Source organism: Ewingella sp. S1.OA.A_B6, assembly GCF_049889095.1.
Taxonomy (GTDB): Bacteria; Pseudomonadota; Gammaproteobacteria; order Enterobacterales; family Enterobacteriaceae; genus Ewingella.
Genome location: NZ_JBLJFK010000001.1, coordinates 1,454,361 through 1,473,630 on the forward strand (window position 1 = coordinate 1,454,361; position 19,270 = coordinate 1,473,630).

The following is a 19,270-nucleotide window of genomic DNA, read 5'->3' on the forward strand; positions in this document are numbered from 1 at the left end:
TGCTGCATTAAATGCTGTTATCCGGCATTCTCACTGGTAGAGAGTATAAAATTGACAGTAGAGAACATCAGCAGCAACAACCCTGTGGGTCTGATGTACACTCTGTTTCGATTGAAAGGCGAGTGGCCTTTCGAAAACCAGCACAACGAGGTCATTATGATATCTGTTTTCGGGCACCTGAACCCTGACAGCGACACGGTTTGCAGCGCCTTAATTGCTGCTGATTGGCTTAACGCGCAGGGACGACCGGCGCGTGCATTCAGACTGGGGGAGATCAACCCAGAAACCCGCTTTATTCTGACAACTGCTGGCGTAGAAGCGCCGCCGTTACTGGAAGAGAGCGTGGAAGATAAAGACGTCTGGCTGGTGGATTTCAGCGAATTTGAGCAGGGGCCGGCATCGCTTCCTCACAGCAATATTTTGGGGATTGTCGACCATCACCGACTCGGTACTGTCACCACCCGCAACCCGGCCGAAGTATGGGTTCAGCCACTGGGAAGCTGCGCCACGTTGTTATGGCAGTTGATCACCCGTGAAACGGATCAGCAGATCACCGCATCTCAAGCCACGCTGATGCTCGGCGCATTGCTCAGTGATACCGTCGCCCTCACCTCGCCGACCACTACGCCGGTGGATATCAAAGCCGCTGATGCTCTGTTCGCCATCAGCCAGCTGGAGCGCGAAACGTTCATCAGCGGTCTGCTGGCGGCAAAAACCGATCTGGCGGGCATGAGCCCCGAGACGCTGATCAATAAAGACGCAAAGAATTATCGCATTGCCAATCTGAATGTTCTGCTGGCACAAATCGAAGTCAGCAGCTTTACCCAGACCGACACGATCTTGCCACAGTTGGTCGCCGCGATGAGCAGCCAATGTCACGAGAACGCACTGGATCTGTTTGCGTTGATCATCACCGACATCAGCATCAAAAACTCAGTGATCTACTTCTCGCAAAATACGCTATTTGACTCCGAGTCCGTCTCGCTGCCGGGCATGCTCAGCCGCAAGAAAGAGGTGCTGCCGTGGCTAACTAAGACGCTGGAAAAACGTCAAGACGCATGACTTTCAATTAATAATGGGTGGGATTTTTATTAACGTTTTCAAATTAAGATAAAACGAACTCTTTTATATTTCGTCGATATTCAGCGCTGGAATTCAGCGCTGAAATAGATAGACATCATAAAGTCTTCTCATTCCAAAATACGAGATTAAAGCAGAGGCAGTCTGGTAGTAGAATCGGACGCGGGCTTATAACATCATCGCCAGGAATGAACCAAAGATTGCCAGCAGGCTGGCGCATACGGCATGTTTCCCTCGCAATAACGCAGCAAAAATCACCATCCCCAGAGATGCAACGGAAACCAACACCCTCGACGGGTTTTCAATAACATATCCCAAAATAGCTTCCATTCTCTATTGTCTCTGATGATAGTATTTCAAAATATTGCAGGAGCTTAACATGTTGGGATATCAGGCTGTTTTGCTCTTTACAGGATATTACTTTAGCGTTGTCGGAGGGTGTGTTTGTTTAAAAATTTGCGGTTGTATCGCAGTCCTAATGCGGGGAGTATGGAACTTCACACTCATCAGCCCGCCATCAGGCGCAGGATAGACAGTGGGATCGCTGAGCAATTTTTTTACACGTCTTTTGGGCAAAAGTTCGGAATCACAATCCCCCAATGAGGAGTTAAAAATGGCAAAAGTATTAGTGCTTTATCATTCCATGTACGGGCATATTGAAACGATGGCGCAGAGTATCGCAGAAGGTGCGCGCAGCGTTCCCGGTGTAGAAGTTACCGTGAAGCGTGTGCCTGAAACTATGGATGCAGAGGCGTTCAAAGCGGCAGGCGGCAAAACGGAGCAGTCCGCTCCAGTGGCCTCGGTAGCAGAACTTGCCGATTACGATGCCATCATTCTCGGCACCCCAACCCGCTTCGGCAACATGACAGGGCAGATGCGTAATTTCCTCGACCAGACCGGCGGTCTGTGGGCGAGAGGCGCATTGGCAGGTAAAGTCGCCAGCGTATTCAGCTCAACCGGCACCGGTGGCGGTCAGGAAATGACCATTACTTCGACCTGGACCACCCTCGCGCACCACGGCATGATCATTGTGCCTATCGGTTATACCACTCCGGAATTATTTGATATCTCCCAGGTTCGTGGCGGTACACCTTACGGCGCAACGACCATCGCCGGTGGTGACGGTTCACGCCAACCCAGTGCGGAAGAACTGCGAATTGCTCATCATCAGGGCAAGCATGTCGCCACCATCACCAGTAAATTGGTGAGTTAGGCTGAATAGCAAAATAGAAAAGGCGCAAAATTTGCGCCTTTTGATGACTTAGTTTATTTATCACTTGCCGCGTGAAGTGATGATACTTTCAGCGACATTGCGCGGCGCCTCGGAATAATGGTTGAACTCCATCGTATAGGTTGCACGGCCCTGCGACATAGATCGCAAAGTGGTCGAGTAACCAAACATCTCGGAGAGCGGCACTTCGGCCTTAATGATTTTGCCACCGCCGCCCGCAATCTCCTCCATTCCTTGCACCGTACCCCGACGTGAGGATAAATCCCCCATTACGCTGCCTGCATAATCTTCCGGCGTTTCCACTTCGACCCGCATCATTGGCTCAAGGATCACCGGACTCGCAAGGCGCGCGGCCTCTTTAAAACCGAAGATCGCCGCCATTTTGAACGCCATCTCCGAAGAATCCACCTCGTGATACGAACCAAACGTTAGTGTGACTTTAACGTCAACCACCGGATAACCGGCCAGAATGCCGTTGTTCAGCGCTTCCACCACGCCCTTCTCAACCGCCGGAATGAATTCACGCGGCACCACGCCGCCTTTGGTGGCATCAACAAAAGCAAAACCTTTGCCCGCTTCCTGCGGTTCCAGCGTAAATACCACGTGCCCGTATTGACCTTTACCACCGGATTGGCGCACAAATTTGCCATCCACGTCGGTCACGGTTTTACGCACAGTTTCGCGATAGGTGACCTGCGGTTTACCGATGTTAGCTTCCACCCCAAACTCACGTTTCATTCGGTCAACGATGATTTCCAGATGCAACTCACCCATTCCGGAAATAATCGTCTGGCCGGACTCCTCGTCAGTGCGGATGCGAAATGAGGGATCCTCCGAGGCCAGACGCGACAACGCGATGCCCATCCTCTCCTGATCGGCCTTGGTTTTTGGCTCGATAGCCTGCGAAATTACCGGTTCAGGGAACTCCATACGCACCAGCGTGATGATGTCAGACGGATCGCACAGCGTTTCACCCGTGGTCACATCTTTCAACCCGACGCAGGCCGCAATATCTCCGGCGCGGATTTCATCAATCTCGATGCGATCATTAGCATGCATTTGCACGATACGGCCAATACGCTCTTTCTTGCCGCGCACCGGGTTGTACACACTGTCGCCTTTTTTCAGCACACCGGAATAAACGCGTACAAACGTCAACTGGCCCACGTACGGGTCAGTCATCAGTTTGAACGCCAGCGCCGAGAATTTCTCGCTGTCATCAGAATGACGAAACACCTCGTTACCGTCTTCGTCTGTACCTGCCACCGGAGGAATATCCAGCGGTGACGGCATCAGTTCGACCACCGCGTCAAGCATGCGCTGCACGCCTTTATTCTTGAAGGCGCTGCCACACAGCATCGGTTGAATTTCGCCGGCAATGGTACGGATTCGCAGACCTTGAGTGATCTCATCCTCAGACAGTTCGCCCAATTCAAGATACTTGTCCATCAGCGCTTCGCTGGCTTCCGCTGCTGCCGAGACCATTTTCTCGCGCCACTCTTCTGCCAGTGACTGAAGCTCAGGCGGAACGGCTGCATAGCTGAAAGTCATGCCCTGCGTGTCGTCATCCCAGTAGATTGCCCGCATTTTGCGTAAATCCACGACGCCGGTGAAATGCTCCTCGCTACCAATAGGAATAACAATCGGCACTGGGTTGGCTTTCAGGCGATCCACCATCATCTGACGAACACGGAAGAAGTCAGCACCCGCACGATCCATTTTATTGACGAAGGCCAAACGCGGTACTTTGTATTTATTGGCCTGTCGCCAGACAGTTTCCGACTGCGGCTGCACGCCGCCAACCGAGTCATACACCATCACCGCGCCGTCCAGCACGCGCATGGATCGCTCCACTTCAATGGTGAAATCAACGTGTCCCGGGGTGTCGATAATATTAATCCGGTGCGACTCAAACGAGTGATCCATACCCTGCCAGAAGCAGGTCACCGCTGCGGAAGTGATAGTAATTCCGCGCTCCTGCTCCTGCGCCATCCAATCCGTAGTCGCACCGCCGTCATGCACTTCACCCAGCTTGTGATTCATGCCGGTGTAAAAAAGAATACGCTCAGTGGTGGTAGTTTTACCGGCGTCGATGTGTGCTGAGATACCAATATTCCGGTAGCGCTCGATAGGGGTTTGGCGAGCCATATAACGTCCTTACGTGATGGATGGCAAAGGTGACGATCTAATCAGTACAGATTTTCGTCATTTCGTTTTACGGAGCGCATGATACAACTGTACGTATATATTCGTACAATTATTTTCACTATCGCTGAAATCGGCGCGCTGTAAACTGAAGTAGGTATAGGCTATATTGCGCGACCAATGCAGAAGCAAGATGAAGGATTCGAGAAAAGTCTGATGATAGCCAATCACCCTGAACGCGAGCAGATCCGCCTCGAGAATGTGCTGACTGCACTCGGAAACCCGCTGCGCCTGGCCGTGGTACGCGCACTGGCAAAAGGTGGCGAATATCCATGCGGTACATTGTTGCAGGGATTATCGAAATCGACTCTGACCCATCACTGGCGCGTGCTGCGCGAGAGCGGCGTGATCTGGCAACGCCCGGACGGCCGTGCCAATTTACTGTCACTACGCCGTGAAGACCTCAACGCACGCTTTCCCGGCCTGCTTGAATCCCTGCTGAGCGTCATTGAATCGGACGGCATTACGCTGGAATCCACTCAAAAACATATCTCAGACCAACACCTTTAATTTCCCGCCAATTGCGTTTTCACCAGTTGGCAAAACGTATTAATTATAGACGATGCGTGACAGTCTCCCCGCCGCGCCAGATATAAGGGCGCGCTGAGCTGCGTGGTCGGATCCAGCGGTAAAAAGACGACGCCGTCGCCGCCCAACCGGATCATGGATTCAGGCACAATAGAGATGCCTAACCCAGCACCCACCAAACTCAGACATGAGGTTAAGCGCGGAGCTTCCTGCACAATGTGCGGGCTGAAACCGGCACGGACATACGCGGCAAGTATTGCATCATACAACCCTTGCCCAGCCCGCCGCCGGTACAAGACAAAGGGTTCATTGCTCAGTTCTTTCAGTTTCAGAGGCTGACGAGACCGTCGCAACGCCAGCTGGTGTCCGGCGGGAACCGCCACCCACATGGGTTCCTCCAGCACTTTTTCCATCTCTAACTCCGGCATGTCTTTCACCGACATACGCACAAACGCCACGTCAAGCTGCCCGGCAACCACCGCTGCCAACAACTCGCCGCTGCCGCTCTCCTCAAGCTGCGTGCTGACCGAAGGGAAAATTTCGCGATAACGGCGCAGCAGTCCAGGTACAAAGGTGTGCAGGGCCGCTGAACTGGTGAAACCGATGCGGATCCGCCCCTGCTCGCCCAGCACGGCACGTTGCATGGCAGCATTCAGTTGGTCGGCACGCGCCAGCAACGCGCGGGCTTCGTTCAGCAACACTTCTCCAGCTTCGGTCGTGATCACGCCGCGTGGCAGGCGTTTAAGCAGCGGCACACCAAAATCCTGCTCCAGCCCCTGTAATAAGCGGGTCAGCGGCGGTTGTTGAATAAATAACAACTCAGCGGCCCGGGTAATACTCCCGGCTTCCACCACGGTTACAAAGGCGTTAAGCCGTTTGAGTTCAATCATTGCCATACTTTCAGGGTATCCATTGCAACCAATAAATGCATTAGACATCATGGCACAGCCACGCGCATGATCCTTAAAGAAATTTACGCCTTTGGCATTGTCGAATTAAATTTGCAGGGAGGGTGAGTATGACCGAACCAATACGGGAAGTGACCCTATTAAATACCGATGATCAAACAGCAGCATCACCTGATTGCCGACAACTCTTTATGGGCTTTTTTGTTCTGGGCCTGACCGGCTTTGGCGGCGTGCTGCCTATGGCAAGGCATATGCTGGTGGAAAAAAAACGCTGGCTGAGTACGGGTCAGTTCACCGAGCTGCTGGGGCTCTGCCAGTTTCTGCCGGGCGGCAATATCATTAATTTGTCAGTGGCATTGGGGATGGAATTTCGCGGGTTGCGCGGTGCGCTGTCAGCGCTGTTGGGCTTAATTTTGGCCCCGACGATTTGCGTCGTGCTGCTCGGTTTAGTTTATGCACGCTATCAGAATGAACCGCTGGTAGAGCATCTGTTCGCCGGGATGGCCGCCGCGGCCGCCGGTTTACTGCTCTCGACCGGCATAAAAATGCTGGCACCGTTGCGGGGAAAATGGCTGCAACTTTCACTGGTCGCCGTTGGGGTGGTGGCTATCGCCATATTTCGCATACCGATGTTGCCGGTCATGTTGGTGCTGGCGCCGGTCAGCATTTTCATCTGCGCCAGGAGTAAATTCTGATGGCGGTTTTACTTTCCCTTGCTCTGCTCTTCACCGAACTCTCCTTACTGGCCTTCGGCGGCGGCAATACCATCCTGCCCGAGATGCAGCGCGCCGTAGTGGATGTGCACCACTGGATGAACGCACAGGAATTCAGTGCCCTGTTTGCGCTGGCGCAAGCAGCGCCCGGCCCGAATATGATGATCGTGCCGCTGATTGGCTGGCAGGTCGCCGGCTGGTCAGGGCTGCTGGTGTCCTCGCTGGCGAAGTTCGGCCCATCGTCAATCGTGACGCTGATCGTCATGGGTGGCTGGAAACGCTATAAAGACAAACCGTGGCGGCAGGTTATTCAGCGCGGGCTGGTGCCGGTAACCGTCGGTCTGGTGGTATCAAGCGGGCTGTTGATCGCCAAAGCATCGGCCACCACGGTCATCATGGGGGGCATAATCATTTTGTGTACCCTGTTGGCGATGAACAAACGCATCCATCCGCTGTGGGTGCTGGCGGCAGGCGCAGTGCTGGGGCTGGCGTTGAGTTGAGTTGAGTTGAGTTGATAAAAAAGGCTGCCCACTGGCAGCCTGAGTCAATCAATTAGTTCGACTTAAGAACAGTAAACACGTGCTTCACGTGGGGTATAAATCCCGAAAGTTACCAGACCCAGAAGGCCGTTCACGAAAGTCTGTTGCGTTTCAACACGTACCACTTTTTCCGCGCCGCCGCATACTTTCGCAGCATCAATGGATTTTTTCTGACCAATACCGCTAACAAAGAAGTGATGCGTGGTCACTTGCTTAGGTGTGGTCGCAATCCCCTGATCCATATTGAAAGTTTGCTGCGCACAGCCGGATAACAGTACGGCAACGGCCGCAGCTAAAATAACCTTATTCATGAAAATCCCTTATAGAAGGCCAAAACGACCATTAAATATCGATAACAGTCTGCGGATGCTCCCGCTTACAGAAACGGGCTGCAGTCGTTGACTAATTTAGGTTATCGGACGATTCAGGCAGAAGTTTAGATCAGGTTTTAAAATTAACATACTTAATGTGCTTTTTATTTGAGAAGCCGATCTCAACATTCATCCTGCAAATAGGCTATTGATTGAACATCGATTTTCTCTATATACCCACTTTAGATATCAACTCTTTATATATCAAAAAAAGTTAAGGATGATGATGAATAGTAAACCTCTGAGCCTGGCTGTTTCTGCCCTCCTGCTTTCTGCGACTGCCTCTGCCGACAACACTCAGCCCGATCTCAGCCAGCGTGAAGTAACGTTACTGAGCGTCGATGGCTTGCAGTTCAAAGATCTCAACCACTCAGAAAAACTCGAACCCTACGAAGACTGGCGGTTGACTCCAGAAGAGCGCGCAGCAGATCTGGTGAAGCACATGACGCTGGAAGAAAAAGCGGGCGCGATGATGCACGGGTCCGCGCCGACGGCCAACAGCCCGGTGGGTGCAGGAACACATTACGATATTGAAGCCGCGAAAAAGATGATTGCCGGAGCGAAAGTAAACAGCCTGATCACCCGTCTGTCGGCGGATGACCCGGCAGTGATGGCGGAAGAAAATAACAAACTTCAACAGATCGCCGAAGGCACGCGGCTGGGTATTCCAGTCACCATCAGCAGCGATCCGCGCAACTCGTTCGAATATCTTATCGGCGCCAGCACCTCATCCGGCAAATTCACCCAGTGGCCGGAGACGTTAGGTCTGGCCGCGATTGGCGATGAGAAAGTGACCCGCCGCTATGCCGACATCGTCCGTCAGGAGTATCTGGCCGCCGGGATCCGGGAAGCGCTGTCACCGCAGGCAGATCTGGCAACCGAACCACGCTGGGCGCGTATCAGCGGAACATTCGGTGAAGATCCGACCCGCGTTCACAACATGGTGCGCGGTTATGTTGAAGGTATGCAAAACGGCGCAGACGGCCTGAATCAGGGCAGCGTGATTTCAGTGGTGAAACACTGGGTCGGTTACGGCGCAGCCGAAAATGGCTTCGACAGCCACAACGCCTATGGCAAGAACGCCATCTTTCCCGGCAACAATCTTAAAGAACATATTTATCCGTTCACCGGTGCATTTGAAGTCAACGTCGCCAGCGTAATGCCCACCTATTCCATCTTGAAAAATGTCAACATCGAAGGCAAACCGGTGGAACAAGTAGGTGCCGGTTTCAACCATCAGCTACTCACCGACATTCTACGCGGGCAATACGGCTTCAAAGGCGTGATCCTCAGCGACTGGCTGATCACCAGCGACTGCGACGAAGAGTGTAACAACGGCGCGCAAGACAACAAAGAGCCCGTGCCGGGCGGGATGTCCTGGGGCGTTGAAGATCTGACGCCTCAGCAGCGCTTTGTCAAAGCGGTGAAAGCCGGTGTCGATCAGTTTGGTGGTGTCACCGACTCCCAGTTGCTGGTTAACGCGGTCAATGAAAAACAGCTGACTGAAGAACGCCTGAATGAGTCCGTAATGCGCATTCTTGAACAGAAATTCCAGACGGGTTTGTTTGAAAATCCGTATGTTGATGTACAAAAAGCGGTGCAAACCATAGGCCGAGCGGACTGGCAGAAAGAAGCTAACGCGGCACAAGGGCACTCGCTGGTGTTACTGCAAAATACCGATGATGTATTACCGCTCAAGAAAGGCAAAAAAATCTGGCTGTATGGCATCGAACCAAAGGCGGCACAAGCGGCTGGTTTCATCGTAGTTGATTCTCCAGAGAAGGCGGATGTGGCCTTAATTCGCACACAAACACCGCATGAGAAATTGCATGAGAGCTGGTTCTTTGGCAAGCGTCATCATGAAGGTTCGCTGGCGTTTACCGATGATAATGTCGATTATCAAGCGATCGTTAATGCCAGTAAACATGTGCCGACGGTCGTCACCGTTTACCTCGACCGCCCAGCCATTCTGACTAACGTCAAAGAAAAAGCCAAAGCCATTGTGGGCAACTTCGGCGTCAGCGATACCGTACTGTTCACCCGCCTGACCAGCGGAGAAGCGTTCACTGGAAAACTCCCATTTGAGCTGCCCTCCTCAATGGCTGCGATACGCAAACAGAAGTCGGACATGCCGCATGACAGTGAATCCCCTCTGTATGAAATTGGCTTTGGGCTTTCGCGGTAAAAACCGTTTTCTAACCGGTAACCCGCGCCAGCACAAAACCATCCCAGCCTTTGCTGCCGACGGTTTGCAACGCGGTGGCCGTTAAACGCGGCTCCCGCTCAATCATCTCAATAAAGCGACGCACGCCCTGAACACGGGCATCGTCGCTGCCAGGATCCAGCACGGCACCGTCGCGCACTACATTATCTCCGATGATTAACGTTCCCGGCTTAGACAACTTCAGTGCCCACTCTAAATACAGCGGGTTGCTGGGTTTATCGGCATCAATGAAGATCAGATCAAAGGGTGCTTCTGCCTCCAGTAAAGGCAAGGTGTTGGACGCAGCGCCAACGTGCAGCGTAATTTTGTCCTGTAAACCTGCCAGCCGGATATTAACCTGCGCGATTTGAGCATGATGCGGGTCGGCTTCCAATGTCACCACATGACCAGAGTCAGGTATCGACCGCGCCAACCAGATGGTGCTGTATGCGCCCAACGTGCCGATTTCCAGCACTCTATGTGCGCCGATCATTTGTGCAAAAAATGCCAGTAATTTCCCCTGATTCGGTGCGACGTCATGAGCAGGCAAACCACCTTCGAGGTTATTTTTGAGTACCTGATCTAAAATCGGGTCATCTTCAATTAAATGGCTGACCAAATAATTATCGACCTGAGTCCATTTCTCACTGTATTGCTCCGCGCTTAGCTGAATCATTCCGGCTCCCCATAGTGAATCTCTATTTTTGAAAAACGCACTATTAAAGCTAATACCCTTCCTGCCTGTTTGTTTAGATTTTTTCACGGAATATCTCATCCCTGATGCCGTGAGACAGTCACAAATGTGACATTGCCCAAGATGGCTTTATTCATTTTTGAACACTAATCCCATAATTTTCATGCGGATAAAAATTCATGCACTTCACAAGTTTTGAAGAAAGTTCACTTGAATTTGTAAAATAATAATGATAATAGTTATCATTATGTTTACCATTGCCATGGCGAATCCTAAAAGAACCTTTCGCCACTGGCGGGGATTTTCGCGCGAAAACAGTCGGTGTTTGCGCTTAGTTTTTAGACGTCAGACATGCAATTAATTAATTCATCACTCCATTTTCTACTCAGAATTCATAGGAACTTTGAACATGTTGTTGGCCTTCCCTCTTAAGCGTTCGGTACTGTTGTGTGCCGTCGCTCTGACGCTTCCTGCTGCCTCTTTCGCGGAAGAAACTGTGGTTGTAACCTCAGCACCGGTGCAAACCGCCGATACTCCAACCCAGGGGTACAATGCGAAAACCAGCCGGACCGCCACCAAGACAGATCAGCCGATAATGACCACTGGCCAGGCCATATCCGTCGTAACGCGTCAGCAGATGGACGACCAGAACGCCACCACCGTCAACGCCGCGCTGAACTACACGCCGGGCGTATTTACCAACTTTGCCGGTGGCGCAACGCGCTATGACACTATCTCCCTGCGCGGTTTCCACGGCGGTGACGTCAACAATACCTTCCTCGATGGCCTGCGTATTTTGAGCGATGGCGGCAGCTATAACTCCATTCAGGTTGATCCCTGGTTCCTCGAACGTATCGATGTGATCAAAGGCCCTTCATCTGCGCTGTATGGTCAAAGCATTCCTGGCGGTCTGGTGATGGAAACCACCAAACGCCCACAGTTCAGTGAAGAAGGTCACTTCCGCCTTTCCGGCGGGACGCAAGATACCCAAGGCGGCGCATTCGACTACACCAACGCCATCAACGATCAGTGGGCGTTCCGCCTGACGGGGATGACCCGCAGCAGCGATACCCAATACGATCATCAGCGTGAAGAGCGTTATGCCATTTCCCCACAGCTGATGTGGCAGCCGGATGAAAATACCTCGCTGTTACTGCGCGCCTACCTGCAAAAAGATCCTTCCGGTGGTTACCACGCCGCCGTGCCTGCCGACGGCAGCCTGTACGGAGATAAACTGAGCCGCGGTTTCTTTGATGGCGAGTCCTCTCTCAACCAGTTCAAACGCTGGGAGCAGATCTACAGCTACGAATTCCGCCACGCTTTCAACGACGTGTGGTCGTTCCGCCAGAATGCCAACTATACGCACTCCAACACTGAACTGGATCAGGTCTATCAGGCGGGCTGGAACGCGGACCGTACCCTGATGAACCGCTACTACTCCGGTGAAACCTCGTCACTGAACAGCGTCGCCGTCGATAACCAGCTGGAAGCCGATTTCGCTACCGGCGAGCTAGAACATAAAGTGGTGGTCGGTTTCGATTACTCCTACTTTATGAATGACCTGAAATCCCTGAGCGCAACAGCCAGCACGCTTAATCCTTACACCGGCTATACCGGTGGACCGGGTCTGGATTATTACAGCAGTAAAACCGGCCAAAACCGTTATGAGCAAATGGGCACCTATTTGCAGGATGATATGGTATGGAATCAGTGGCACCTGACGCTTTCCGGCCGCTATGACACGCTGAAAACTAAAACGGCGGCAGTAGACAGCATTGCACTCACTGACGTCACCACCGAGCGAACTGACCGCCATTTCAATAGCCGAGCCTCATTGTTGTATGCGTTTGAAAACGGCATCTCGCCTTACGTGAGTTACAGCCAGGCCATGACCCCGTCTTCCCTGCCAGGTCCGAACAATACCTTGCTGAAACCAATGCAGAGCGAGCAGTACGAAGCCGGGATCAAATACCAACCAGTGGGAACGTCAGATCTCTATACCGCCGCGTTGTTTGACCTGACTCAGGATGACGTGGGTAACCGTGTTGTGGTAGGCAGCTACTATGAGCCGGCAGGAAAAGTGCGTTCGCAAGGCCTTGAGCTGGAAGCCAAAAAGCAGGTGACAGAACGCTTCAACATTATGGCGGGTTATACGTACAACAAAGTACGTCTGGATGATGCTACCGAGAACAACGGCAACACGCCTTACGTAACGCCGAAGCAGATGGCCTCTATCTGGGGTCAGTACAACACGCCGGCAGGCGTGGATCTGGGAGCGGGCGTGCGTTATATCGGTACCCAGTGGGCTGATAATGAAAACACCCAGCATATGCCTTCCGCCACACTGGTCGATGCTTCAGTACGTATGAATTTGGCGCAGTTTAACCCGCAACTAAAAGGCGCTTATGTGCAGTTGAATGCCAATAACCTGTTCGACAAGAAATATGTCGCCGCCTGTTATGGTACCAGCTACTGCTACTGGGGCCAGGAGCGTACCGTCGTAGCAACCGTCGGGTATGATTTCTGATAGTGGTTTAAACGTTTAAAATGCAAAACCGGCAAATCTGCCGGTTTTTTTTCAGCTAAAATGTAAAATGTTTGCCACCAATCTGGTAAAAAATGCAGTCTCTTGAGGGAACTTTTCACACTTGCTGAGAAAGCTTTGGCCTGTTTGAAATAAATCCTTATACTTAGCGGCCCAGAAATGTGATTAGTTACACATCTTGATTCCCTATCAGGCTCATGTGTATCTACAATACTCATCCGGTTGTGTAACGCCGGGGGAACAACCTGACAACAACTGCCGGTGTGGCAATAACAACCAACGAAAATATGAAAATGAGCATTCGCGCGATCTTTACTATGGTTTTGGCAGTTGCTGCGTACAGCCAGGCAGCCTCTGCCGTGGTCTATCCTCTCCCGGCCAATAATGGGCGGTTAATCGGGGAGAACATCACCGTTACCGTTCCAGAAAACAGCAAATTACCGCTGGAAAGTTATGCTGCACAGTTCCAGATGGGCCTGAGCAACATGCTTGAAGCTAACCCAGGTGTGGATCCTTTCCTGCCAACACCAGGGACTGTGTTAACCATTCCACATCAGTTGATCCTGCCAGATACCCCACACGAAGGCGTGGTTATCAATAGCGCTGAGATGCGTCTGTACTACTACCCGAAAGGCAGTAATACCGTCGTGGTCCTGCCGATCGGCATCGGCGAACTGGGTAAAGACACCCCACTGAACTGGGTGACCACTATCCAGCGTAAGAAAGCGGGCCCGACCTGGACCCCAACCGCAAAAATGCATGAAGAATATGCAGCACGCGGTGAAGTCCTGCCAGCCGTCTTCCCTGCTGGCCCGGACAACCCGATGGGCCTGTATGCACTATACGTTGGTCGTCTTTATGCCGTGCACGGCACCAATGCCAACTTTGGTATCGGTCTGCGCGTGAGCCACGGCTGTGTACGTCTGCGTGATGCTGATATCAAATGGTTGTATGACAACGTGCCACAAGGCACTCGTGTACAGTTTATCAACGAGCCGCTGAAGGCAACCGTTGAGCCAGGTGGCAAGCGTTATGTAGAGATCCACAACCCACTGTCAGCGAATGAGCAAGAGTTTGACTCTCAAGAGCCAATCCCTGTTTCCCTGACCGGTAAAGTTGGTGCCATCGCTATGGACCCTAGCGTCAATCAGACTGTGGTTCAGCGTGCCATCGAACTGCGTTCAGGTATGCCAACGCTGGTGAATTAATTCAGCTTCACCTGCAGTAGAAAGCTCCTCATATGAGGAGCTTTTTTTTGGCCCCACCCCGCTTTCCTCTTTAAATGTTCAATGTCATAAAGTCGTCATGCTACTGACTTAAGATCCCGTGTAACAAAGTAAGACAAGTTGTGTCTTTTCTTATCTGACGTTCTACTACACGGAGTTTTCTTTATGTATCAGCCTGTTTCTCTTATCTCTCGTGCGGTTGTTGCCGCTCTGCTCCTCACTTCTACGCAGGCTGCACTTGCCGACGCGTCTATGACGTCCCGCGCAGCCACTGGCAATATCACTGAACAGGGCGGTGCACGCCGTCTGAGCGGTGACCAGACCGAAGCGCTAAAAGCGTCGCTTTCCGATAAGACAGTAAAAAATGTGATTCTGCTGATTGGCGACGGCATGGGAGATTCTGAAATCACCTCAGCACGAAACTACGCTGAAGGTGCCGGCGGTTATTTTAAAGGTATTGATGCACTGCCGCTCACAGGACAATACACCCATTATTCACTTGACAAGAAAACGCATAAACCGAACTACGTGACCGACTCTGCGGCCTCGGCAACCGCCTGGTCAACCGGGGTTAAAAGCTACAACGGTGCACTGGGCGTAGACGTCAATGGTAAAGATCATGACACCTTGCTTGAGCTGGCTAAAGCGGCAGGTTTTGCTACCGGCAACGTCTCTACCGCCGAATTGCAGGATGCCACCCCAGCGGCACAGATCTCGCACGTCACCTCGCGTAAGTGCTATGGGCCCGAAGAAACCAGTGAAAAATGCCCAACTAACGCGTTGGAAAATGGCGGTCGCGGCTCGATTACTGAGCAGTTGCTGAAAAGCCGCGCAGACGTCACGCTCGGTGGCGGGGCAAAATCCTTCAGCCAGCTAGCTAAAAGCGGTGAGTTTCAGGGGAAATCACTGAAAGATCAGGCCATCGCGCAGGGTTATCAATGGGTAGAGAATGCAGATGAGCTGAAAGCGGTGGTACTCGCAGATCAGCAAAAACCCCTTCTGGGTCTGTTTTCTGCGGGCAATATGCCGGTGCGCTGGAGCGGGCCAAAAGCCAGCTATCATGGCAATCTCGACAAGCCAGCAGTTACCTGTGAAACCAATCCGCTACGCACTAAGGATATCCCTACGCTGGCAGCCATGACCGAAAAGGCCATCGATTTACTGAAATCGCAACCAAAAGGTTTCTTCTTGCAAGTGGAAGGCGCATCGATTGATAAACAAGATCACGCGGCCAACCCATGCGGTCAGTTCGGCGAAACTGTCGACCTCGACGAGGCTGTACAGAAAGCGCTCGAGTTTGCCCGTAAAGAGGGCAATACGCTGGTCATTGTGACCGCTGACCATGCCCATTCCAGCCAGATCATTGAAACTGATGCCAAAGCACCAGGCCTCACGCAAACGCTGACCACCAAAGATGGTGCACCGATGACAATCAGCTACGGTAACTCGGAGGAGGATTCGCAGGGCCACACAGGAACACAGCTGCGTATTGCTGCCTATGGTCCACATGCCGCCAACGTCGCGGGCCTGACTGACCAGACCGATCTGTTCTTCACCATGAAAAATGCCATGGCGATTAAATAACGATTTTCTTTTCCCCCAAGATCAATAATCCGGCTGTTGCCGGATTATTGATTAAATTAACGCCACAGACTTATGTAACCCCTCACAGATGCATGGTTTCCGCTAAGCGATTGCGGTATAGTTTCGTCCGCTGCGGCACATCCGCAGCCGGGATTTGCACCCTGGATAACACAGCGTCGATATGTAGATTGCATTTATATATCGAAGCCTTAGCACACCTTTTGTTTATTAACTGTTCACGTAATAAGCAATGCTTCTATGGTGGCTCAGGCGGGGCAGCCTTCGGGCTGGCCGGTGATCCGTTGTGGCCGGTAGTGCAAACTCCGTCTGGGCTACCACCCAAGAGATTTGCACCTTTTGGTGGTAGTAAAGTTCGTTTTGCAACGGAGAATGCGAATGTCTATCACTCACCAGTCAGTAACCAATACACGTGAAGTTAATCCCTCATCTTCTATTCTGCCCCCCGATTTTCATCAGAACTGGCATCCGGCAGATATCATCGCTGCGTTGCGTAAAAAAGGCACTACACTGGCTGCGTTGTCACGCGAGTCTGGCCTCTGCTCATCAACCCTGTCCAACGCACTTTCCCGGCCCTGGCCGAAAGGTGAGTTGCTGATAGCACAGGCCATTGGTGTCACCCCTTCTGAAATCTGGCCGCAGCGTTATTTCGATCAGAGCGGACGACCGATCGTAAAAAACATGAGGAATAAAACGAAAATCTAAGCCTAAACTCTGGCGGTGAAGCGAACCTGAACCTTTTAAGCTCGCTTGTTGTCACCGCCTTAATGACAAAGGCCATCTGTTATAGTTTTTATTCATAATATTGTTACTGTTATACATGCTATCTGCCGTGCTTAAATTCACGCCTCGCAAAAAACCAACGTGGCATGACCTTTCTTAGAGAATTCACCTGCAAATCTCATCGCGCACCTTCCGCTGCCTGCGCCTATGCTGAAAGAGTCATTCCGCAAAAAAACAGAGGTCGTTATGTTTGGTCTGGATGCACTCGAACTGGCCCGGATCCAGTTTGCTTTCACCGTCTCGTTTCACATCATTTTCCCTGCCATCACCATCGGACTGGCCAGTTTTCTGGTTGTGCTCGAAGGTATGTGGCTGAAAACAAAAAAAGAGGAATACCGCGACCTGTACCATTTTTGGTCGAAAATTTTTGCGGTAAACTTCGGCATGGGCGTAGTTTCCGGGCTGGTGATGGCCTATCAGTTTGGGACCAACTGGAGTTTTTTTTCGTCGTTCGCCGGCAGTATCACTGGCCCGCTGCTAACGTATGAAGTGCTGACCGCCTTCTTCCTCGAAGCCGGTTTTCTTGGCGTCATGCTGTTTGGCTGGAACCGCGTCGGCCCCGGCTTACATTTTTTCGCCACCTGCATGGTGGCACTCGGTACGCTGATGTCCACCTTCTGGATCCTGGCATCCAACAGCTGGATGCAAACGCCACAGGGCTTTGAGATCATCAATAATCAGGTGGTGCCGGTCGACTGGTTCAAGGTCATTTTCAACCCGTCGTTCCCCTACCGTTTGCTGCACATGACAACTGCGGCTTTCCTCTCTTCTGCCTTCTTTGTCGGGGCTTCAGCTGCGTGGCATTTGCTCAAGGGCCGCGACAACCCGGCGATGCGCACTATGCTTTCAATGGCAATGTGGATGGCGCTAATCGTCGCCCCCATTCAGGCGATGCTTGGTGATGCCCATGGCCTGAATACACTACAATATCAGCCAGCTAAAATTGCCGCGATTGAAGGCCACTGGGAGAATACCCACAGCGGACCGTCGCCGCTGGTGCTGATTGGCTATCCCGATATGAACCGTGAAGAGACGCGCTATGCCGTTGAGATCCCTTGGCTCGGTAGCTTGATTCTAACCCACAGTCTGGACCAGCAAATTCCTGCGCTGAAGTCTTTCGCCAAAGAGGACCGGCCAAACTCCACCATCATCTTCTTCACCTTCCGTATCATGGTTGGATTGGGGTTACTGATGATCCTGGCGGGCGTCTGGAGCCTGTGGCTGCGCCATCGTGGCACGCTTTACCGTTCACGGCCCTTCTTGCATTTTGTATTTTGGATGGGGCCTTCAGGTTTGCTGGCACTGCTGGCGGGCTGGTTCACCACAGAAATTGGCCGCCAGCCTTGGGTGGTGTACGGCCTGTTGCGCACTAAAGACGCGGTGTCGGGTCACGGCGCGATGCAGATGAGCATCAGTCTGCTGCTGTTTATTCTGATTTACTGCTCGGTGTTTGGCGTCGGCTACCTGTACATGATGCGTCTGATCCGTAAAGGGCCGATCGCTCACGAAGGATTAGAAACTAATCACGGCGGACCGGGGCAACATCGCACACCGGCCCGCCCTCTTTCTGCGGCGCAGGAATCGCTGAACGACCATGATAAAGGAGCTGACAATGAGCATTGATCTTCCGCTGATCTGGTTTTTAATCATCGTCTTTGGCGTGATGATGTACGTGGTGATGGACGGCTTCGACTTAGGCATCGGCATTCTGTTTCCGTTGGTCAAAGAGGAACATGAACGCGACGTTATGATGAACACAGTGGCCCCGGTCTGGGACGGAAACGAGACCTGGCTGGTGCTCGGTGGTGCAGCACTGTTTGGTGCTTTTCCGCTGGCCTACGCAGTGATCCTTGATGCATTGGCGATCCCGCTGACGCTGATGTTGTTCGGGCTGATTTTTCGCGGTGTGGCCTTTGAGTTTCGCTTTAAGGCCAGCGCAGAAAAACGCCATGTCTGGGACAAAGCCTTTATCTGGGGTTCGCTGTTTGCCACTTTCAGCCAAGGCGTGGTACTCGGTGCGGTGATCAACGGCATTCCGGTGGTTAACCGTGCCTATGCCGGTGGTGCATTGGACTGGTTTTCGCCGTTCACGCTGTTCTGTGGCGTCGGGCTGGTGATCGCGTACGCCCTGCTTGGCTGCACCTGGCTCATTATGAAAACCGAAGGCCCATTGCAGGAGAATATGCAACGCCGGGTGAAACCGCTGTTGCTGGTCTTCCTGCTGGTGATAGCCGTCATCAGCCTGTGGACGCCGCTGATGCACTCTGCGATTGCTGACCGCTGGTTCACCATGCCAAATATTCTGTGGTTCCTGCCAGTGCCCGTTCTGGTGCTTCTGGTGTCGCTCTGGATGCTGCGAACGGTGAATCAAAAGTCACACCACGCGCCGTTCCTGCTGACGCTGGCTCTGATATTTCTTGGCTATAGCGGCCTCGGGATCAGCATCTGGCCGAACATCATTCCCCCTTCCATCACGCTGTGGGAAGCCGCCGCACCGCCGCAAAGCCTAAGCTTTATGCTGGTCGGCGCGATTATTATCATCCCGATCATTCTGGTTTACACCTTCTGGAGCTACTACGTGTTCCGGGGGAAAGTGACCCACGATCAGGGCTATCATTGAGGTAATAATGAAAAAACTCATC

The 19,270-nt window shown here is 52.3% G+C and carries 17 protein-coding genes; 12 read left to right on the plus strand and 5 right to left on the minus strand.

Translation table 11 applies throughout. From position 1 onward, the window contains the following. The first annotated feature begins 51 nt into the window (after window positions 1-51). Window positions 52-1,062, plus strand: coding sequence for a manganese-dependent inorganic pyrophosphatase (locus ACMV8I_RS06940; protein WP_498864438.1), 1,011 nt, complete (start codon window positions 52-54; stop codon window positions 1,060-1,062). Window positions 1,063-1,248: 186 nt separating this feature from the next. Here ACMV8I_RS06940 and ACMV8I_RS06945 read toward each other — a convergent pair whose 3' ends face one another. After that, the gene (locus ACMV8I_RS06945; RefSeq protein WP_498864439.1) at window positions 1,249-1,410 is read right to left on the minus strand and encodes a hypothetical protein; all 162 of its coding nucleotides are present in this window, start codon (window positions 1,408-1,410) and stop codon (window positions 1,249-1,251) included. A 283-nt stretch (window positions 1,411-1,693) separates the two neighbouring features. Between ACMV8I_RS06945 and wrbA the strand changes: the two genes are divergently transcribed. Beyond that, window positions 1,694-2,293 (plus strand): NAD(P)H:quinone oxidoreductase, encoded by a 600-nt coding sequence (gene wrbA, locus ACMV8I_RS06950; protein WP_498864440.1) that lies wholly within the window; start codon window positions 1,694-1,696, stop codon window positions 2,291-2,293. A gap of 60 nt (window positions 2,294-2,353) precedes the next feature. Here wrbA and fusA read toward each other — a convergent pair whose 3' ends face one another. Next, the gene (fusA, locus tag ACMV8I_RS06955; protein ID WP_498864441.1) at window positions 2,354-4,459 is read right to left on the minus strand and encodes an elongation factor G; all 2,106 of its coding nucleotides are present in this window, start codon (window positions 4,457-4,459) and stop codon (window positions 2,354-2,356) included. 213 nt (window positions 4,460-4,672) lie between these two features. Here fusA and ACMV8I_RS06960 point away from each other — a divergent pair, with 213 nt between their 5' ends. Beyond that, window positions 4,673-5,026, plus strand: a complete 354-nt coding sequence (locus ACMV8I_RS06960; protein WP_498864747.1) for an ArsR/SmtB family transcription factor — start codon at window positions 4,673-4,675, stop codon at window positions 5,024-5,026. Here ACMV8I_RS06960 and ACMV8I_RS06965 read toward each other — a convergent pair. Beyond that, entirely contained in the window at window positions 5,023-5,940 is a 918-nt protein-coding gene (locus tag ACMV8I_RS06965; RefSeq protein WP_498864442.1) for a LysR family transcriptional regulator, read from the minus strand. The two genes, ACMV8I_RS06960 and ACMV8I_RS06965, sit on opposite strands and share 4 nt — an antisense overlap. Before the next feature lie 122 nt (window positions 5,941-6,062). Here ACMV8I_RS06965 and ACMV8I_RS06970 point away from each other — a divergent pair, with 122 nt between their 5' ends. Together ACMV8I_RS06970 and ACMV8I_RS06975 are read left to right on the plus strand one after the other, a co-directional pair. Beyond that, entirely contained in the window at window positions 6,063-6,647 is a 585-nt protein-coding gene (locus ACMV8I_RS06970; protein WP_498864443.1) for a chromate transporter, read from the plus strand. Further along, complete coding sequence (locus ACMV8I_RS06975; protein WP_498864444.1) at window positions 6,647-7,165, plus strand: chromate transporter; 519 nt, start codon at window positions 6,647-6,649, stop codon at window positions 7,163-7,165. Before ACMV8I_RS06970 ends, ACMV8I_RS06975 begins: the two co-directional genes overlap by 1 nt. A 62-nt stretch (window positions 7,166-7,227) precedes the next feature. On the opposite strand, the gene ACMV8I_RS06980 is transcribed toward ACMV8I_RS06975, so the two are convergent. Further along, window positions 7,228-7,515 carry a Bor family protein gene (locus tag ACMV8I_RS06980; protein ID WP_498864445.1) on the minus strand — a complete coding sequence of 96 codons (288 nt, stop codon included), beginning with the start codon at window positions 7,513-7,515 and terminating at the stop codon, window positions 7,228-7,230. 286 nt (window positions 7,516-7,801) lie between these two features. Here ACMV8I_RS06980 and ACMV8I_RS06985 point away from each other — a divergent pair, with 286 nt between their 5' ends. Continuing rightward, a complete protein-coding gene (locus ACMV8I_RS06985) occupies window positions 7,802-9,760 on the plus strand; it encodes a glycoside hydrolase family 3 protein (RefSeq protein WP_498864446.1) in 1,959 nt (652 codons plus the stop codon). A 10-nt stretch (window positions 9,761-9,770) separates the two neighbouring features. Here the strand turns inward: ACMV8I_RS06985 and ACMV8I_RS06990 are convergent, their stop codons facing one another. Continuing rightward, window positions 9,771-10,454, minus strand: coding sequence for an O-methyltransferase (locus tag ACMV8I_RS06990; RefSeq protein ID WP_498864447.1), 684 nt, complete (start codon window positions 10,452-10,454; stop codon window positions 9,771-9,773). Window positions 10,455-10,881: 427 nt separating this feature from the next. Here ACMV8I_RS06990 and ACMV8I_RS06995 point away from each other — a divergent pair, with 427 nt between their 5' ends. From ACMV8I_RS06995 to cydB, 6 genes are all read left to right on the plus strand, one after another. After that, a complete protein-coding gene (locus ACMV8I_RS06995) occupies window positions 10,882-12,999 on the plus strand; it encodes a TonB-dependent siderophore receptor (protein ID WP_498864448.1) in 2,118 nt (705 codons plus the stop codon). 305 nt (window positions 13,000-13,304) lie between these two features. Then, a complete protein-coding gene (locus ACMV8I_RS07000; protein ID WP_498864449.1) occupies window positions 13,305-14,225 on the plus strand; it encodes a L,D-transpeptidase family protein in 921 nt (306 codons plus the stop codon). A 183-nt stretch (window positions 14,226-14,408) separates the two neighbouring features. Beyond that, entirely contained in the window at window positions 14,409-15,827 is a 1,419-nt protein-coding gene (gene phoA, locus ACMV8I_RS07005) for an alkaline phosphatase (protein ID WP_498864450.1), read from the plus strand. Window positions 15,828-16,283: 456 nt separating this feature from the next. Next, a complete protein-coding gene (locus ACMV8I_RS07010; protein WP_498864748.1) occupies window positions 16,284-16,550 on the plus strand; it encodes a helix-turn-helix domain-containing protein in 267 nt (88 codons plus the stop codon). A gap of 264 nt (window positions 16,551-16,814) precedes the next feature. After that, complete coding sequence (locus ACMV8I_RS07015) at window positions 16,815-18,251, plus strand: cytochrome ubiquinol oxidase subunit I (protein WP_498864451.1); 1,437 nt, start codon at window positions 16,815-16,817, stop codon at window positions 18,249-18,251. Further along, complete coding sequence (cydB, locus tag ACMV8I_RS07020; RefSeq protein WP_498864452.1) at window positions 18,241-19,248, plus strand: cytochrome d ubiquinol oxidase subunit II; 1,008 nt, start codon at window positions 18,241-18,243, stop codon at window positions 19,246-19,248. The genes ACMV8I_RS07015 and cydB overlap by 11 nt, the downstream gene beginning before the upstream one ends. The last annotated feature ends 22 nt before the right edge of the window (window positions 19,249-19,270 follow it).

Coding starts and splice junctions, on each gene's coding strand:
- ACMV8I_RS06945 (WP_498864439.1), bottom strand. CDS start 1,410: ATGGAAGCTATTTTGGGATATGTTATTGAAAACCCGTCGAGGGTGTTG.
- wrbA (WP_498864440.1), top strand. CDS start 1,694: ATGGCAAAAGTATTAGTGCTTTATCATTCCATGTACGGGCATATTGAA.
- fusA (WP_498864441.1), bottom strand. CDS start 4,459: ATGGCTCGCCAAACCCCTATCGAGCGCTACCGGAATATTGGTATCTCA.
- ACMV8I_RS06960 (WP_498864747.1), top strand. CDS start 4,673: ATGATAGCCAATCACCCTGAACGCGAGCAGATCCGCCTCGAGAATGTG.
- ACMV8I_RS06965 (WP_498864442.1), bottom strand. CDS start 5,940: ATGGCAATGATTGAACTCAAACGGCTTAACGCCTTTGTAACCGTGGTG.
- ACMV8I_RS06970 (WP_498864443.1), top strand. CDS start 6,063: ATGACCGAACCAATACGGGAAGTGACCCTATTAAATACCGATGATCAA.
- ACMV8I_RS06975 (WP_498864444.1), top strand. CDS start 6,647: ATGGCGGTTTTACTTTCCCTTGCTCTGCTCTTCACCGAACTCTCCTTA.
- ACMV8I_RS06980 (WP_498864445.1), bottom strand. CDS start 7,515: ATGAATAAGGTTATTTTAGCTGCGGCCGTTGCCGTACTGTTATCCGGC.
- ACMV8I_RS06985 (WP_498864446.1), top strand. CDS start 7,802: ATGAATAGTAAACCTCTGAGCCTGGCTGTTTCTGCCCTCCTGCTTTCT.
- ACMV8I_RS06990 (WP_498864447.1), bottom strand. CDS start 10,454: ATGATTCAGCTAAGCGCGGAGCAATACAGTGAGAAATGGACTCAGGTC.
- ACMV8I_RS06995 (WP_498864448.1), top strand. CDS start 10,882: ATGTTGTTGGCCTTCCCTCTTAAGCGTTCGGTACTGTTGTGTGCCGTC.
- ACMV8I_RS07000 (WP_498864449.1), top strand. CDS start 13,305: ATGAAAATGAGCATTCGCGCGATCTTTACTATGGTTTTGGCAGTTGCT.
- phoA (WP_498864450.1), top strand. CDS start 14,409: ATGTATCAGCCTGTTTCTCTTATCTCTCGTGCGGTTGTTGCCGCTCTG.
- ACMV8I_RS07015 (WP_498864451.1), top strand. CDS start 16,815: ATGTTTGGTCTGGATGCACTCGAACTGGCCCGGATCCAGTTTGCTTTC.
- cydB (WP_498864452.1), top strand. CDS start 18,241: ATGAGCATTGATCTTCCGCTGATCTGGTTTTTAATCATCGTCTTTGGC.